Source organism: Streptomyces sp. VTCC 41912 (assembly GCF_045799175.1).
GTDB lineage: Bacteria > Actinomycetota > Actinomycetes > Streptomycetales > Streptomycetaceae > Streptomyces > Streptomyces albulus_C.
The window spans coordinates 129,814-145,638 of record NZ_JBJMAB010000012.1; the positions used below are offsets into that span (position 1 = coordinate 129,814).

The 15,825-nt window shown below is 74.1% G+C and carries 13 protein-coding genes; 7 read left to right on the forward strand and 6 right to left on the reverse strand.

Annotation, left to right across the window (positions count from 1 at the left end):
• Nucleotides 1-74: 74 nt before the first annotated feature.
• Nucleotides 75-731 (reverse strand): TetR/AcrR family transcriptional regulator, encoded by a 657-nt coding sequence (locus ACJ6WD_RS19570; protein WP_407616247.1) that lies wholly within the window; start codon nucleotides 729-731, stop codon nucleotides 75-77.
• 345 nt (nucleotides 732-1,076) lie between these two features.
• Between ACJ6WD_RS19570 and ACJ6WD_RS19575 the strand changes: the two genes are divergently transcribed.
• A complete protein-coding gene (locus ACJ6WD_RS19575) occupies nucleotides 1,077-1,295 on the forward strand; it encodes a hypothetical protein (protein ID WP_331246725.1) in 219 nt (72 codons plus the stop codon).
• Nucleotides 1,296-1,324: 29 nt separating this feature from the next.
• On the opposite strand, the gene ACJ6WD_RS19580 is transcribed toward ACJ6WD_RS19575, so the two are convergent.
• Nucleotides 1,325-3,295 carry an amino acid transporter gene (locus ACJ6WD_RS19580; protein WP_407616248.1) on the reverse strand — a complete coding sequence of 657 codons (1,971 nt, stop codon included), beginning with the start codon at nucleotides 3,293-3,295 and terminating at the stop codon, nucleotides 1,325-1,327.
• A gap of 510 nt (nucleotides 3,296-3,805) precedes the next feature.
• Here ACJ6WD_RS19580 and ACJ6WD_RS19585 point away from each other — a divergent pair.
• Nucleotides 3,806-4,291, forward strand: a complete 486-nt coding sequence (locus tag ACJ6WD_RS19585; protein WP_407616249.1) for a hypothetical protein — start codon at nucleotides 3,806-3,808, stop codon at nucleotides 4,289-4,291.
• Nucleotides 4,292-4,348: 57 nt separating this feature from the next.
• Here the strand turns inward: ACJ6WD_RS19585 and ACJ6WD_RS19590 are convergent, their stop codons facing one another.
• A complete protein-coding gene (locus tag ACJ6WD_RS19590; protein ID WP_233657901.1) occupies nucleotides 4,349-4,828 on the reverse strand; it encodes a hypothetical protein in 480 nt (159 codons plus the stop codon).
• A 270-nt stretch (nucleotides 4,829-5,098) separates the two neighbouring features.
• Nucleotides 5,099-7,981 (reverse strand): SpoIIE family protein phosphatase, encoded by a 2,883-nt coding sequence (locus ACJ6WD_RS19595; RefSeq protein ID WP_407616250.1) that lies wholly within the window; start codon nucleotides 7,979-7,981, stop codon nucleotides 5,099-5,101.
• Between the two features lie 445 nt (nucleotides 7,982-8,426).
• On the opposite strand from ACJ6WD_RS19595, the gene ACJ6WD_RS19600 reads away from it, so the two are divergent.
• The 3 genes from ACJ6WD_RS19600 (at nucleotide 8,427) to ACJ6WD_RS19610 (ending at nucleotide 12,560) form a co-directional block, all read left to right on the forward strand.
• Nucleotides 8,427-9,809, forward strand: coding sequence for a family 2B encapsulin nanocompartment shell protein (locus ACJ6WD_RS19600; protein ID WP_331246728.1), 1,383 nt, complete (start codon nucleotides 8,427-8,429; stop codon nucleotides 9,807-9,809).
• Nucleotides 9,796-11,220, forward strand: coding sequence for a SufS family cysteine desulfurase (locus ACJ6WD_RS19605; RefSeq protein WP_407616251.1), 1,425 nt, complete (start codon nucleotides 9,796-9,798; stop codon nucleotides 11,218-11,220). The genes ACJ6WD_RS19600 and ACJ6WD_RS19605 overlap by 14 nt, the downstream gene beginning before the upstream one ends.
• Nucleotides 11,221-11,495: 275 nt before the next feature.
• On the forward strand, nucleotides 11,496-12,560 hold the full coding sequence (locus tag ACJ6WD_RS19610) for a sodium:calcium antiporter (protein ID WP_331246730.1): 1,065 nt from the start codon (nucleotides 11,496-11,498) through the stop codon (nucleotides 12,558-12,560).
• 11 nt (nucleotides 12,561-12,571) lie between these two features.
• Here the strand turns inward: ACJ6WD_RS19610 and ACJ6WD_RS19615 are convergent, their stop codons facing one another.
• Complete coding sequence (locus ACJ6WD_RS19615) at nucleotides 12,572-13,690, reverse strand: cation diffusion facilitator family transporter (protein WP_374206798.1); 1,119 nt, start codon at nucleotides 13,688-13,690, stop codon at nucleotides 12,572-12,574.
• A 64-nt stretch (nucleotides 13,691-13,754) separates the two neighbouring features.
• On the opposite strand from ACJ6WD_RS19615, the gene ACJ6WD_RS19620 reads away from it, so the two are divergent.
• Nucleotides 13,755-14,111, forward strand: coding sequence for a metalloregulator ArsR/SmtB family transcription factor (locus tag ACJ6WD_RS19620; RefSeq protein ID WP_037632240.1), 357 nt, complete (start codon nucleotides 13,755-13,757; stop codon nucleotides 14,109-14,111).
• A 157-nt stretch (nucleotides 14,112-14,268) separates the two neighbouring features.
• Nucleotides 14,269-14,706: a MerR family transcriptional regulator gene (locus ACJ6WD_RS19625; RefSeq protein WP_233657907.1), complete on the forward strand. Its 438-nt coding sequence runs from the start codon at nucleotides 14,269-14,271 to the stop codon at nucleotides 14,704-14,706.
• A 40-nt stretch (nucleotides 14,707-14,746) separates the two neighbouring features.
• Here the strand turns inward: ACJ6WD_RS19625 and ACJ6WD_RS19630 are convergent, their stop codons facing one another.
• On the reverse strand, nucleotides 14,747-15,616 hold the full coding sequence (locus ACJ6WD_RS19630; RefSeq protein ID WP_233657908.1) for a MerR family transcriptional regulator: 870 nt from the start codon (nucleotides 15,614-15,616) through the stop codon (nucleotides 14,747-14,749).
• Nucleotides 15,617-15,825: the final 209 nt, after the last annotated feature.

The following is a 15,825-nucleotide window of genomic DNA, read 5'->3' on the forward strand; positions in this document are numbered from 1 at the left end:
CGGGCCCGTCAGGTGGGGCCGTCGCCCCGGGCGGCGGCCCCACCGCCGTCCCGGGCGCGCCCCGCCGTCTCGCGTCAGCCCGGCCCGTCGGCCCGACCGGGCCCCTCGGCGAAGAGCGTGCCCAGGCGGTACTCCAGCGCCCGCCGCGCCTGCGCCAACGTCCGCCGGCCGTGCAGCACGTCACCGCCCAGTCCCACCGCGGCCGCCACCAGCAGGTCGGCCTCCAGGCGGACGTCCAGCCCGGGCGCGGTGCGTCCGGCATCCCGGGCCGTGGCGAGGATCCCCGCGACCAGCTCCTCCAGCGGATGGTCTCCGGGCAGGAACACCCGGGCCAGCGCCGGATCGGTCAGGCTGCGCGCGTAGTACGCCGCGAACACGCGTAGGGCCGCGGTCCGTTGGGCGTCCAGCGGCAGGAACTCGTCCAGCACGGACCGCAGCAGCCCCCGTGGATCGGCCGGGTCGAACCGGATACGGGTGCGCGCGATCCGCTCGTTCTCCTCGTGCAGCAGCCGCAACGCGTCCACCAACAGCCGGTGCTTGTCCGCGAAGTGGTACTGCACGGCCCGCACCGAGACCCCGGCCCGGGCCGCGACCTCGCGCATGCTCGCCGCGTGCAGCCCGCGCTCCGCCGCGATCCACCACACCGCCTCGACGATCCGCCGCCGCTTGTCCGCCGCCGCGCCGCCGGCCCCGGACACCGTCCGCTCCGCGTCGCCGGCGGGCGTCGGCACCGGCGGGTGCCTGCGCCGCCGGTACGCCCGCGCCTGGCAGCTGCGCGAGCAGTAGAGCGCGGGCCGGCCCCGCCCGGACGGTGCCAGCGCCGCACCGCACACCCGGCACGACGGCCCCTTTTCCGCACGCTCCGACCCCATCCGGCACCTCGCAAATACTGTGACGAAAAGCGAATTCAACGGTCCTCAAGCCTCATTCGAGGTCGTGAGCGCTGATACGTTCGTACCGTAGCCGGGTGACGTTATCCGACGCATCGACCGGCGCGGCTGACGCCCCGGCAGGCGCTTTCGTCTTCCGGCTTCTGACTTCCGTCTTTCGACTTCCGACCCGTTGCGAGGTGTGCGATGAAGTACGACGTCCTCCAGATCATCGGCATGGTCCTGGTGGGGATCGCCGGCCAGGGCGCGTTCCGGCTGCTCGTCGACCACGGCGACACCGGCCTTCTGGGCGGGCTCGGCGGCTTCCCGGTCGTGCTGACCGGCTACCTCGCCGCCACCGCCGCCGGGGTGCTGCTCGCCGGCTGGTCGCACACCCGGGCCACCGCACTCGGCCGCCGGAAGTGATCCGGCGGCCGAGTGCGGGGCGGGCGGCGTCAGCCCACGTGGACCCGCGGGCGGCGCCGCAGGTCCGGCTCCGCGCGGCGCAGCACCTCGCGGGTGACCGGCGCCACCTCGCCGTCACCGAACACCAGGAACCGCAGCAGGTGGCTCAGCGGATGGCCCTCGGTCCAGTTGAAGTAGATGTGCGGCACCTGCCCGGTCCGCTCCCGCAGCTGCATCAGCACCGCCGCGATGGTGTTCGGCACGCCCGCCCCGTGCACCCGCAGGATCCGCGTGCCGTACGCCTCCACGCCGTGCACGTGCAGCTCAGCGGTGAAGTCCGACGAGTCCTCGACCAGTACCTCCAGGAACAACACCGGTCCCCGGTCGGGGATGTGGGTCTCCTCGCGCTGGCTGTACTCCTTCTCCCGGTAGTCGGCCGCGTTCCGCTCGTCGGGCTCGTTGGCGATCACCCGCAGCGGCCCGGCGGCCAGCGCCTCCTCGATCAGCCGCTCCGCGGTCTCGTCGAACACCACGTCCGCGGCGCGCAGTTCGAAGGCGCGGTGCACCCGCGAGGCGAACGACGTCAGCAGGATGCCGAGGATGAACAGCAGCGCGATCTTCAGGCCGTCCGGCCGCTCGATGACGTTGGTGACGAGCGTGTAGCCGAAGACCAGGGTGATCGCACCGAACCCGATGGCGGCGCCCCGGTGCCCGCGGTGCCGGGCGGCGACGGTCGAGGCGAACGAGGCGGAGAGCATCAGCACCAGCACGCCGGTCGCGTAGGCGCCGCTCTGCTCGTCGACGCTGGCGTCGAAGACGCACGTGATCCCGAACGCGATGGCCAGGAAGATCAGCACCAGCGGGCGCACCGCGCGGGTCCACTCCGGGGCCATGCCGTAGCGCGGCAGGTAGCGCGGCACGAGGTTGAGCAGCCCCGCCATCGCCGACGCGCCGGCGAACCACAGGATCGCGATGGTCGAGATGTCGTAGACGGTGCCGAACGCCTCACCGAGGTGCTGGTGCGCCAGGTACGCCAGCGCCCGCCCGTTGGCCGCGCCGCCGGGCGCGAACTCCTGCTGCGGGATCAGGATGGTGGTGGCCAGGCTCGACAGGAGCAGGAAGCCGCTCATGATGAGCGCCGCGGTGGTCAGCAGCCGGCGGGTGTCCCGGATCCGGCCGGCCGGCTTGGCCGGGTCGTCGGTGGCGTCGCCGCGCACCTGCGGCATCACGGCCACGCCGGTCTCGAAACCCGACATGCCCAGCGCCAGCTTCGGGAAGACCAGCAGGGCGACGCCGACGATCGCCAGCGGTGAGGAGTGCTGCGCGGTCATCGCGTCCCACCAGTTGCCGATCGCCACCGGGTGGGAGAGCACCTGCCAGGCCGACGTGGCCAGCACGACGACGTTGAGGACCAGGTAGACGCCGACCAGCGCCACGGCTATGCCGATCGCCTCCCGGAAGCCCTTGAGGAAGACCGCGCCCAGGGCGGCGAGCAGCAGCAGCGTGATCCAGAGGTTCGCGCCGTGCAGCGCGGCCGGGGCGAAGGGATTCTCCACGACGTGCGCCGAGGCGTCCGCCGCCGACAGCGTCATCGTGATGACGAAGTCCGTGGCCGCGAACCCCAACAGCACCAGCACCAGCAGCTTCCCCGCCCACCAGGGCAGCAGCCGTTCCAGCATGGCGATCGAACCCTCGCCCTGCGGGCTCTCCTTGGCCACCCGCCGGTAGACCGGCAGCGCGCCCAGCAGGGTCAGCGCGATCAGCACCAGCGTGGCGAACGGCGACAGCAGCCCGGCCGCCAGCGCGGCGATGCCCGGCTGGTAGCCCAGCGTCGAGAAGTAGTCGACACCCGTCAGGCACATCACCCGCCACCAGGAGTGCCCCTTGTGCTCGGCGGGCGGCGTGCCGTGCGGCCCGGGGTGGCGGGCGCTCTGCTCGCTGAGCCCGTCCAGCAGCCAGGACCGCCACCTGCGTGGGGTGGCGGCGGGCGGCGGAGTGGGGTCCACCTGGGTACTGGTCATGCGGCCACGTCCTGCCGATCGTCATTGGTCCGCCGGCCGCCGCAACGGGCGGTCGACGGGGTGATGGGGTGGATGGGGTTGAGGGGGGAGCGGGTGGGTCGAGGCCGAGTGCCGGGCGAGGAGTGGTGTCCCGTGGAGGGGCAGGACGGCGCACCGGACCGCCTGCCGCGTTAACGGGTGATTCCGCCCAACTCGCCGTCTTTCGCCGTTTGTCGCCTTCGCCCCATGGGGCGCTGCCCGGAACCGCCGGGCAACGAGGAGCGAGTATGCAACACGCTCCCGCGCCCGATCGCCCCAGGGGCGCGTCCGGGACCATCCGGCGTCCATCCCCCCGGCGTCAGGGACGCGTCAGAAACCGCGCACCCGCCGTACGCGCGGCGTTAAGTTCCCCGCCGATCCGTGTTCCCCCTCCCCGGTCCGCGCACCCTGGCACCAGGCCCCGGCCACGTGTCCGGCTGCCCGTCCCGCCCCCTGCCCCCTTCCCCGGGGCAGGTCCCAGGAGGTGTTCCCATGGCCGCCCTCCACCACCCGCTCCCCGCGCATCCCCCGCCCGCCCCGCGCACCCGGCGCCCGGCGGCCGACGTGCGGCCGGCACCCGTGGCGCGGGCCGTCGGCCCGGCGCCGGCGGCCGACGCGCTCGGCCGTGATCTGGCGTTGCCGGTGGGCACGGCGGTCACGGCGGTCGCGGTGACCGCCCTGTTGGTGACCGGTCAGGCCGGTCACCGCTGGCTCTCGCTCGCCGCGTTCGCGCTGCTGACCGTCGGCATCGCCGCCGCGGCCCGGCCCCGCCTGGTGCCCGCCGTCGTCCTGGTCTCCTGGATGTTCTTCGACGGGTTCGTGGTGCACCAGCACGCCGAGCTGGGCTGGCAGCAGGCCGACCGGACCAGCCTGTGGGTCCTCGCGGGGGCCGGGCTGGCCGGCGCGGTGTGCGCGGCGGCCGCACGCGGCCGCCGGGCGGCACGGGCGGCCGGCGGTGGGGGCGCCGGCACCGGGTGACGTCCCGGTGTCCTGCGGCGAACCGCAGGGCACCGCGGCAGGCGTCGCGGAACGACTTCAGTGCCCCCAGCGACAGCGGCGCCCACGGTGACAGTGGCGACAGTGCTGTTCGCGGTGGGCCCGTGAACCGCACGGGACGCACAGGAATCCGAGGCCCATGCCCAGCAGCCAGGCGTCCTTGGCCAGCGGCAGGCCGTCCTGGGTGGGGCGGAGGCTGCCCGGCCGGTGCATGCCGGGCAGCCGCAGGTACAGGCCGACCAGCCCGCCGGCGAACCCGGTCAGCGCGACGCCCGCCAGCCGGGTCGGGACGAACGGGGCGAGCAGCGCGGCGCCGACCGCGATCTCCGAGGCCGCCAGCAGCCGGGTGAACCGCTCCGGGGGCAGCTTCGCCAGGAACGGGTACGCGGCGGACGCCATGCCGTGGACCGCTTCGGCGGCCTCCCGGTCGGACTTCCACATCGTGAGCCCGGCGTTCAGGATGAAGGCGCCGCTGGCCAGACGGGGGGCGACGTCGCGGGGTTCGGGCAGCTGCATCATGGGGGCCTCCAGAGGTCAGACGCGGCCGGACCGGCAGAGCCGTTCCGCGCCGTCGGATCCGGGCCGGAGAGAGCGGGAGGGGAAGCGGGGGCCACCGGTCGGGGGCCGTCCGGTGGGGGGCCGCGGCGGGCCGCGGGCGCGTGCGCGCGTACGGGGCGGGCCCTGGGGCGGTCGTGCCGACGACCCGTTCGACGGCCCTCCGAACGAGGTTAGCGAGGGGCGGCGGGGGCTGCATCCGGTGCGCGGACGCCCCGCGGGGCACCGCGCGGCTCACAGGGCCGATTCGTCCCACTGGTCGAGGAGGGTGTCGATGCCGCCGTCCTCGGGGCCGTTCGACGGCCGCATCCCGTCGAGGGTCTGCTCGGTCCAGATGACCTTGCCGCTCGGGGTGTAGCGCGTCCCCCAGCGTTGCGCGAACTGGGCGACGAGGAACAGCCCGCGCCCGCCCTCGTCGGTGGCGGTGGCCCGCCGCAGGTGCGGGGAGGCGCTGGTGCCGTCGGAGACCTCGCAGATCAGGGCGCGGTCGTACAGCAGGCGGACCCGGATGGGCTGGGCGCCGTAGCGGATCGCGTTGGTGATCAGTTCGCTGAGGATCAGCTCGGTGGTGAAGCCGATCTCGTCCAGTCCCCAGGACTCCAGGGTGCGCATGCAGGCGGCACGGACCGGGCCGACGGCCGCCGGGTCGGAGGGGACGTCCCATTCGGCGATCCGGTCCGCGGGGAGCAGTTTGGTGCGGGCGACGAGCAGCGCGATGTCGTCGCTGGGGTGCGCGGGCAGCATGGCGTCCAGGACGGCCGTGCAGGTCTGCTCGGGGGAGGCGTCGGGGGCGCCGGCGAGGGTGGTGCGCAGCAGTTCCAGGCCGGTGTCGATGTCGCGTTCGCGGTCCTCGATGAGCCCGTCGGTGTAGAGGACGAGCCGGGACCCCTCGGGCAGGGTCAGGTCGACGGTCTCCACCGGCATCCCGCCGCCCAGGCCCAGGGGCGGTGCGACCGGGACGTCGGGGAAGGAGACCGGGCCGTCGGGCAGGACCAGGGCCGGGCCGGGATGGCCCGCGCGGGCCAGCGTGACGCGGCCGGCGACCGGGTCGTAGATGGCGTAGAGGCAGGTGGCGCCGGTGATGCCGGCGGTGCCGTCGCCGACGAGGGACTCGTCCTCCAGCGCCGGGGCGTCCGGATCCCGCGTTCCGGCGGTGCCCGTGGCGGACGTTCCGTCAGGCCCGGCGTCCGCCGCGTACGGGCGGTCCGCCGGCGGCAGTTCCCCGTCCCGCCCCGCCGCCCCGCCGCCGATGCCGTGGCTCTCCCCGTCGGGGCCCATGCCGTCGGTGCGGGCCTCGTCGGTGTCGATGTGGCTGACGAGTTCGTCCAGGTGCCCCAGGAGTTCGTCGGGCGGCAGGTCCAGGGCGGAGAAGTTGAGGACCGCGGTGCGCAGCCGGCCCATGGTGGCGGCGGCGTGCAGGCCGTGGCCGACGACGTCGCCGACGACCAGGGCGACCCGGGCGCCGGGCAGCGGGATGAGGTCGAACCAGTCGCCGCCGACCCCGGCCTGCGCCGGCAGGTAGCGGTGGGCGACCTCCAGTGCCGACTGCCGGGGCAGCGCTCGCGGCAGGAGGCTGCGCTGGAGGGTGATGGTGGTGGCGTGCTCGCGGGTGTAGCGGCGGGCGTTGTCGATGGAGATCGCGGCCCGGGCGGCCAGCTCCTCGGCGAACGACAGGTCCTCCGCGCCGAACGTCTCGGAGCTCTCGGCCCGCCAGAAGTTGGCCAGGCCCAGCACCACGCCCCGGGCCCGCAACGGCACCGCGATCAGCGAGCGGATGCCGTTGTCCAGGATCCGCCGGGTGTCGACCGGGTCCTGGTCCCGCCACGCCCGCTCGGCGCGCAGGTCGGGGACGAGGACCGGGCGGGCGTCGGCGATGCCCGCGGTGATCGGGCTGCCGGGGACGAACCGGATGCGTTCGCCGACGCGGTAGGCGGCCGAGTCCTCAGGGACGCCGCGGACCGCCAGCCGGCGCATCGGGGCGTGTTCCCCGGTCGGTTCGTCGCCGCGCAGCACCGGCTCCAGCAGTTCGACGGAGACCACGTCGGCGAACCGCGGGACGGCGACCGCGGCGAGTTCCTCCGCCGTGCGGACCACGTCCAGCGTGCTGCCGATCCGCATCCCGGCGTCGTAGAGCAGCTTCAGCCGCCGCTGGGCGACCTCGGCCTTGCCGGTCAGCGCCTGGAGTTCGGTGGTGTCCCGCAGGGTGACCGCGGTGCCCGCGGGGCCGCCGTAGGGGGCGGTGGGGCGGATGTTCACCGCGAGCAGCCGGTCGCCGGCGGGGTGCACCTCGTCGGTCGCCGCCCGGCCGGAGGCCAGCAGGTCGGCCGTGCCCGGCTCCAGGCCCAGTTCGGTGATCCGGCGGTGCTCGGCGTCGGCGGGCAGGTCGAGCAGCCGGCGGGCCTCGTCGTTGGCGAGCAGCAGCCGCCCGTCGCTGCCGATGATGAGCACCCCTTCGCGCACGGCGTGCAGCACGGCGTCGTGGTGGTCGTACATCCGGGTCATCTCGGCCGGGTCCAGGCCGTGCGTCTGCCGGCGCAGCCGGCGGCTCACCAGGGCCACCCCGGCGATCCCGAGGACCAGCGCGCCGGCCGCGCTGCCGATCAGCAGCGGGAGGCGCTGCAACGCCCACTCGTTGGTCCGCTGCACCTTGATGCCGGCCGCGACGAGCCCGACGACCCGGCCGTCGGCGGCCTTCACCGGCACCGTGGTGTCCACGGCGCGGCCGAAGGCCGAGTGGGAGGTGGAGGTGACCGTCCGTCCGGCGAGCGCGGGGCCGTAGCCGCCGGGGACCTGCTTGCCGATCAGGTGCGGGTTGGGGTGGGTCCAGCGGATCCCGGACGGGCTGAACGCGACGAGGTAGTCGAGCCCGGCCTCCTTGCGGGCGTCCTCGGCGCGGGGCTGGAGCCGGGCGGTGGGGTCGGCGGACTGCATGGCGGCGGCCGTCCCCGGAGCGTGCGCGAAGGCCGTTGCGGCGACCGAGGACCGCTGTTTGGCCTCCTCCAGGCTCGCCTGCTGGGCCTGGAGGGCGAGCGCCACCCCGGCTGCCACGACCAGCAGCACCACCAGGGCGAGCTGCAGCACGAGCACCTGGCCCGCGACGCTGTGCACGCTCAGCACCGAGCGAAGACGGCGTCCCCCCTCACGCCTGGAAGATCTCTTTCGCCCGAAATTTTCCATCACGCGCCATATTTAGCATTGTGCGCCCCCGGGTAGCGATCAGCTGCGCCGGCGTCATAAGTGTTCCTTTCGGAATAACAAAGCGGCTTTATGAGGGCAAATTTGGTCGGATGCGGAAGGCGGCAGGGTGTCGCGCCGGGCTGCAAGGGCCCCCGCCGGCGAGCCTTCGGGCACCGATTCCACGGGGCGTAGTGGCGGTGCGACACAAGGTAGTCGCACGGGTGTCCGGGAGTTGGGGGAGCGGGCATCGACCGATTCCGGCCGGCGGCCCGCCAACGGGCCGTTGCGGGGCGCCGATTCCCGGCCCGACGATCCCGGGGTCCCGCATGCCACCGGCCCCGCGCCGCTCGGCCGGCATGCCCTCGGTCCCACAAGGAGGTTCTCCGTGAACGACCGGATGACGCTCGCCCCGGACGCCGCACGCCAGCTCGCGACCACCACCAAGACCGCACCCCAGATGCGCGGCATCACCCCGCGCTACCTGCTGCGCGCGCTGCCGTGGGTGGACGTCGAGTCCGGCGTCTTCCGCGTCAACCGCCGCCGCACCTACGTCCTCGGCGACGACCGCCTCGCCACCTACCAGGACGGCGACGCCCACCGCGTCATCCCCGGCGACCTGCGCGAACTGCCGTACCTGCGGGACGCGGACGACGCGCTGCTGACCGAACTCGCCGGCGCCTTCGCGCAGGTGCCCTTCGACACCGGTCAAGTCCTCGCCGAGGGCGGCACGGTGTCGGACCGGCTGCTCGTCATCGTCCAGGGCCGAGCCGAGAAGCGGGCCCGCGGCCGCTACGGGGAGGAAGCGCTCCTCGAAGTCGTCGGCGACGGCCAGTTCTTCGACCTCGACGCCTGGACCCGCGCCGCACCGATGCCCTACCAGGTCACCGCCGTCACGCCCGGCACCGCGCTCTGTCTCGACCGCGCCGCCCTGGCCCGGGTGGTCGACCGCGACCCGTCGCTGCGCGCCGGCCTCGACGCCTACCTGGCGGCCGACGGCGTGCTGCCGGGCAGCGAGGTGCCGGTCGACCTCAGCTCCGGACACGTCGGCGAACCCGACCTGCCGGCGACCTTCGTCGACTACGAGGACGCGCCCCGCGAGTACCACATGAACCTCGCCCAGACCGTGCTGCGCGTCCACACCCGGGTCTCCGACCTCTACAACGGCCCCATCGACCAGACCCGCGCCCAGGCCAACCTCACCGCGCACGCGCTCCGCGAACGCCAGGAGGACGCGCTCCTCAACCACCCCGAGCACGGCCTCTTCCGCAACGTCGCCCCCGGTCAGCGCGTGCAGGCCCGGACCGGCGCCCCCACCCCCGACGACCTCGACGAACTGCTCACCCGGGTCTGGAAGCAGCCCGCGTACTTCCTCGCGCACCCCCGCGCCATCGCCGCGTTCGGCCGGGAGTGCACCCGGCGGGGCGTGCCCCCGGTCATCGACACCGGCTTCGGCAGTCCGCTGCTGACCTGGCGCGGCGTGCCGCTGCTCCCCTCCGACAAGGTGCGGTTCACCGGCGGGGCCGACACCGGCACCACCGAGATCCTCTTGATGCGGGTGGGCGAGGCCGAGCAGGGCGTGGTCGGACTGCGCCCGGCGAGCGTCGCCGACGAGATCGAACCGGGCCTGGCCATGCGGAACATGGGCGTCGACACGAAGGGCATCACCTCGTACCTGATGACCGCGTACTTCAACGCCGCGGTCCTCGTCGAGGACGCCCTCGCCGTCCTCCAGAACGTCGAGGTGTCCCGTTACCATGACTACTCCTGACGCCCCGGGATCCCCGCTGGCCGCGCCGGCCGTTCCGGGAATCCCCGGTGCCGCGGCCCCGCCGCCGCCGGGCGTCGCCACCACCGCGCCCGGCACGGACCCGGGCTCCCACGCGCCGACGGCCGCACCCACCGCCACGGCCCCGTCCACGCCCGCCCCGACGGGCCGCCGGCTCACCCGACCGGCCGCCTTCACACCGGAGTTGGCGCGCCGCGACGTCCCGATCCTGCACCGGACCGTCAACGGCAAACCGCTGGTCTGGCTCGACAACGGGGCCACCACCCAGAAACCCCGCCAGGTCATCGAGGCGGTGTCCGGCTTCTACGGCGCCGGCAACTCCAACATCCACCGCGGGGCGCACACCATGGCCCGCGAGGCCACCGAGGCGTACGAGGGGGGTCGGGCCGCGGTCGCCCGCTTCCTGGGCGCGGCGTCCCCGGACGAGATCGTCTTCACCCGCGGCACCACCGAGGCGATCAACCTCGTGGCCCAGAGCTGGGGTCGGGCCCACCTCGGCCCCGGCGACGACATCCTCGTACCGGAACTGGAGCACCACTCCAACATCGTCCCCTGGCAGATGGTCGCCAAGGAGACCCGGGCCCGGGTGGTGCCCGTCCCGCTCCGGCCCGACGGGCAGATCGACCTCGACGCCTACGCCGACCGGCTCTCCCTGCGGACCCGGCTGGTCGCGCTCAGCCAGGCGTCGAACGTCCTCGGCACCGTCCCGCCGGTCAAGGAGATGACCGCGCTGGCCCACCGCTACCGGGCCAAGGTGCTGGTCGACGGCGCCCAGGCGGTGGCCCACTTCCCGGTCGACGTGGTGGACCTCGACGCCGACTTCTACGTCTTCTCCGGCCACAAGCTGTTCGCCCCCACCGGCATCGGCGCCCTGTACGCCAAGCCGGAGGTGCTGGAAGCGATGGCGCCGTGGCAGGGCGGCGGCAACATGATCGAGTCCGTCTCCTTCGACCGCACCGTCTACGCCCCCGTCCCGCACCGCCTGGAGGCCGGCACCGGACACATCGCCGGCGTGGTCGGCCTGCTCGCCGCGATCAACTGGCTGACCGGCTTCGACCGGCACGCCGTCGCCGCCTACGAGACCGACCTGCTCGCCTACGCCCAGCAGGCGCTGGCCGCGGTCCCCGGACTGGACCTGATCGGCTCCGCCGCGGACCGGATCGCGGTGCTGACCTTCACCCTGGCCGGCCACGACCCGGCCCGGATCGCCGACTGGCTCGACCGGGACGGCATCGCCGTTCGCGCCGGCCACCACTGCGCCCAGCCGGCCCTCGCCCACTACGGACTGCGGAGCGCGGCCCGCGCCTCGCTCGCCCTCTACAACACCCCCGAGGAGGTGGATCAGCTGGTCGCCTCGCTGCAACGGCTCCAACGGCATCAACGGCCCGCCTGACGCCGCCGGCACGTCCGCTTCCGCCGACGTGCCGCCGCGCCCGCGGTGTGTAGGGTGAGTGACTGCGAAGGGGAGTAGCCCCGCGAACCGGTCGTCGACACACTGGAGCCGCAACAGGCTCCCGGTGGCCGGGCCCACGCAGTGACTGTGCGGGCGGGCGAGACCTTCGGCCCTTTGTCGACGACTGAGAACGCGTCGGCGGGGTCGAAGTCGTGCCGCCGCTCCCACGCCGGTCGTCGTCGAGGCCCGCCGGAGCGGAAAGGCTGACGATCAGCGTGTTGCACTTCGTTCTGCTCATCGCGTGCGCGGTGGCGATCTACCTCTCCTGCGAGTGGTTCGTCAACGCCGTGGAATGGCTGGGGGAGCGGCTCAACGTGGGCCGGATGGCGGTGGGCACCATCCTCGCCGCCTTCGGCACCGCACTGCCCGAGTCCGTGGTGACCCTGGTCGCGGTGACCACCGGCGCCACCCCCGAGGCCAAGGACATCGGTGTGGGCGCCGCGATGGGCGGCCCGCTGGCGCTGGCCACCGTCGCCTACGGCGTGACCGGCACCATGCTGCTGCTCCAGCGGCGCAAGCGGCGCGCCGCCGCCGCGACGGGTGCGCCCGCCGCGGAGCCGGACGGGACGGCCGCCGAGCCACGGCCGGAACAGGCGCTGGGCTCGGAGCGGGAGTTGCGGCGGCTGGCCAAGGACCAGAGCTGGTTCCTGCCGGTGTTCGTCGTCAAGGTCGCGCTCGGCCTGGTCGCCTTCGCCTTCAAGCCGGTGCTCGGCCTCGCGTTCTTCGCCGTGTACGCGGTCTACTTCTGGCGCGAGATCCGCGGCGACCACGAGGAGGACGCGGAGGGCGTCGAACTGGAGCCGCTGAAGTTCCAGCCCAAGGCGGCGTCCCCGGCGACCTGGGCGGTGGTCGCCCAGACCCTGGCGACCCTCGTGGTGATCTTCTTCGCCTCGCAGCTCTTCGTCCATCAACTGGACGCCATCGGCCCGATGCTCGGACTCTCCGCCTCGGTCACCGCGCTGCTGCTCTCGCCGGTCGCCACCGAACTGCCGGAGATCATGAATGCCGTGATCTGGGTGCGCCAGGGCAAGACCAAGCTGGCGCTGGCCAACATCTCCGGCGCCATGATGATCCAGGCCACCGTCCCCAGCGGCCTCGGCCTGCTCTTCACCCGCTGGCAGTTCGATGCCGCCCTGCTGTGGTCCGGCCTGATCACCATGGCGGCGATCGGCTATCTCCTGCTGACCATGCGCGCGCACCGGCTCACCCCCGGCCGGCTGGCCGCGGCGGCCGGGTTCTACGTGGTGTTCGGACTGGGACTGCTCGCGATCCTGCGGTGAGCGGTCGGCGGTCAGCGGGCCGGGGCGTGGTGGGCCAGCGCCGCGTGCGGGTCCGCCCCGCCGTCCTCCGGGGTGTGGTCGAGGTGGACGGTGGCCGCGGTCAGCCGCGGTACGCCGTGGATCAGCGCGTGCTCGGCCGCCACCGCGATCCGGTGCCCCCGGGCCAGGGTGAGCTGCGGGTCGAGGACGATGTCCGCCTCGGCCCGCAGCGCGTGGCCGATCCAGCGCATCCGCACCTGTCCCACGCCGCGGACGCCGGGCACGCCCCGCAGCGCCGCCTCGCCCGCCGCCACGAGCGCTGGGTCCACCGAGTCCATCAGCCGCCGGAACACCTCCCGTGCCGCGTCCTTGAGCACCAGCAGGATCGCGACGGTGATCAGCAGACCGACGACCGGGTCCGCGGCCCGCCAGCCCACCGCCGAACCGCCCGCGCCCAGCAGCACCGCCAGCGACGTGAAACCGTCGGTGCGCGCGTGCAGCCCGTCCGCGACCAGCGCGGCCGAGCCGATCCGGCGGCCGGTGCGGATGCGGTAGCGGGCCACCCACTCGTTGCCGAGGAAGCCGACCAGGGCGGCGGCCGCGACCGCCCACAGGTGCGATACGTCCCGCGGGTGCAGCAGCCGGTCGACGGCCGCGTAGAGCGCGGGCACCGCGGACGCCGCGATGGTGAGCACAATGACCACCCCGGCCAGGTCCTCGGCCCGGCCGTACCCGTAGGTGTAGCGGCGGGTGGCGGCCCGCCGGCCGAGGAGGAAGGCGACGCCGAGGGGGACCGCGGTGAGCGCGTCGGCGGCGTTGTGCAGCGCGTCGCCGAGCAGCGCCACCGAACCGGACAGGGCGAAGACGGCGGCCTGGACCACGGTGGTCAGCCCGAGGACCGCGAGCGAGAGCCACAGCGTGCGCAGGCCCTCCCGGGAGCTCTCCAGCGCCGGATCGACCTTGTCCCGGGCCTCGTGGCTGTGGGGGGTGAGGGTGTGCGCCAGCCGGTGCCGCAGCCGGGCGGTGCGGGAGGCGTGCGAGCGGCCGGCGGGCCCGGTGTGCCGGTGCGGCTCGTGGTCGTGGTGATGGTGAGGTTGACCGTCGCCGTGGGAGTGGGGCTCGGAAACCGGCATCTGCGCGTTCACGGGCATCGCACCTTCCCGACGTCCGGGGCGCGGCTTGTGCCGGGCGCCCTCGTCCCCCCATTATGTGCGTATGAGCGCACGCATGCACCTATCAGATGCGCACGGTGTGCAGGAGCCCGGCGACGGCACGCGGCTGGCCGTCGCCGTGGAGATCCTCGGACTCCTCGCCGACCGCACCCGACTGACCCTGCTGCGGCGCCTCGGCGCCGGCGAGGCCGACGTCACCACCCTCACCGAGGCGTGCGGCGCCTCCCGCACCTCCGTCAGCCAGCACCTCGCCCGCCTCCGGCTGGCCGGACTGGTCACCACCCGCAAGGACGGCCGCCGGGCCGTCTACGCGCTGCGCCACGGCCACCTGCGCCGCCTGGTCGACGAGGCCCTCGGCGCCGCCGACCACCAGATCCGGCACCTGCCGCCGCACGACTGAGCCCGCGCCCCGGCCGGCGGGCCGGTGCACCGGGGGAGAGCCCCGCTCCACCGACCGTTCAACCCGACCCCCGTGAACCGCAGTTGAGGGCGCGAACCCGCGCCGGCCCGCCCGTATCCTGACCGCGGCGGGAGCACGCACCACGGGAGGAGCCGTCATGCGGATCGGGGAACTGTCGGAACGCACCGCAACGCCGCGCCGGCTGCTGCGCTACTACGAGGAGCAGGGCCTGATCGTCGCCGCCCGCACCCCGAACGGCTACCGCGACTACGACGACCGCTTCGTGGACCGGGTGCTCCAGATCAGGGGCCTGCTCGACGCCGGCCTGCCGACCCGCATCATCAAGCAGATCCTGCCCTGCCTGGACAAGCCCCGGACCATCTACTTCCCCGACGCCACCCCGGAGATGATCTCCACCCTGGAGCACGAACGCGACCGGATGACCGACCGCATCGCCTGCCTGATCCGCAACCGCGACGCCATCGGCGCGTACCTCGACGCGGTCCTCTCCTACGACGGCGGCCCCGGGGCCGGTTCGGGGGCGCCGGGCACCGACCGGGAGCGCGCCGGCCACGAGGAGCCCGCCGGGCGCTGAGGCCCGTGCCGGGTCGGGTGCGGCACCGCGCCCGGCGCCGTCACCCCCAGGCCGCGGAGTCCGGATCGACGCCGTGCGCCCGGGCGTTGGCGAAGATCACGTCGCGCAGCCACCGGGTGAGGTCCGGCGCCAGGGCGTCGAAGTACTCCGCGTAGCCGGGGTCGTCGACGAACATCCGCCCGATGCAGGCGTGCATCGCGTGGGTGGTGTCGAAGTACCGCGAGAGCAGGGCGCGGTGCCGCTCGGCGAGGGCGTTCGCCGCGTCGGAGCCCGGGGTCACGCCGGCGCGCAGCGCAGCCGCGAGGTCGGCGTTGAGCGCCTCGGTCGAGGCCGCGACCTCCTGCCAGTCCTCCGGCGTCATCCGCGCGGCCCGTTCCGCGTACTGGCCCCACTGCGCGGTGTCGCCCCAGCGCTGCTCGGCCTCGTCCACCCAGGCCGGCTGCCAGTCGGCACCGAAGATCTCGACCTGCTCCTCCGGGGTCAGCCGCATGCCGGTCCTCGACGCCTCCAGCATCTTCTCGACCGCGCCGACCATCTTCTCCAGGCGGGCGATGCGCGCCACGAGCTGGGACCGCTGCCGGCGCAGGTGCGCGCGGGCATCGGCGTCCGGGTCGTCGAGGAGGCGGCCGATCTGGGCCAGCGGGAACCCGAGCTCCTTGTAGACCAGGATCCGGTGGATCCGGGCGACGTCGTCACCGGAGTACACCCGGTACCCGGCCCAGGTGCGGCCGCTCGGGCGGGCCAGGCCGATCGCGTCCCAGTGGTGCAGCGTCTTCACGCTGACCCCGACGAGCGCGGCCGTGCGACCGACGGTGAGCCCGTCGGGACCGGTCCGGTCGGCGCCCTCCCAGATGATGGTCGGTTCCTCCTCGGGGGAATCAGGGGAACCACCGGGGGATTCACTCGTCATCGCTCCAGTGTTGCGCACCGGGCGCCACGGCGCGCAGCACCCGCCGCGTCGGCGTCGCGGCCACCGGGGAGGCACCTCCCGGTGGGAAAAACCCTTGGCGTCCTCGTGCGGGCCCGTTCTAGGGTGGGCGCGTTCGGACGCCGGCCCAGGGCCGCCGTCGCTCAGCCGTCGAGGTTTCGGGAGGTGGGTACTGATGACTGTCGCCACGA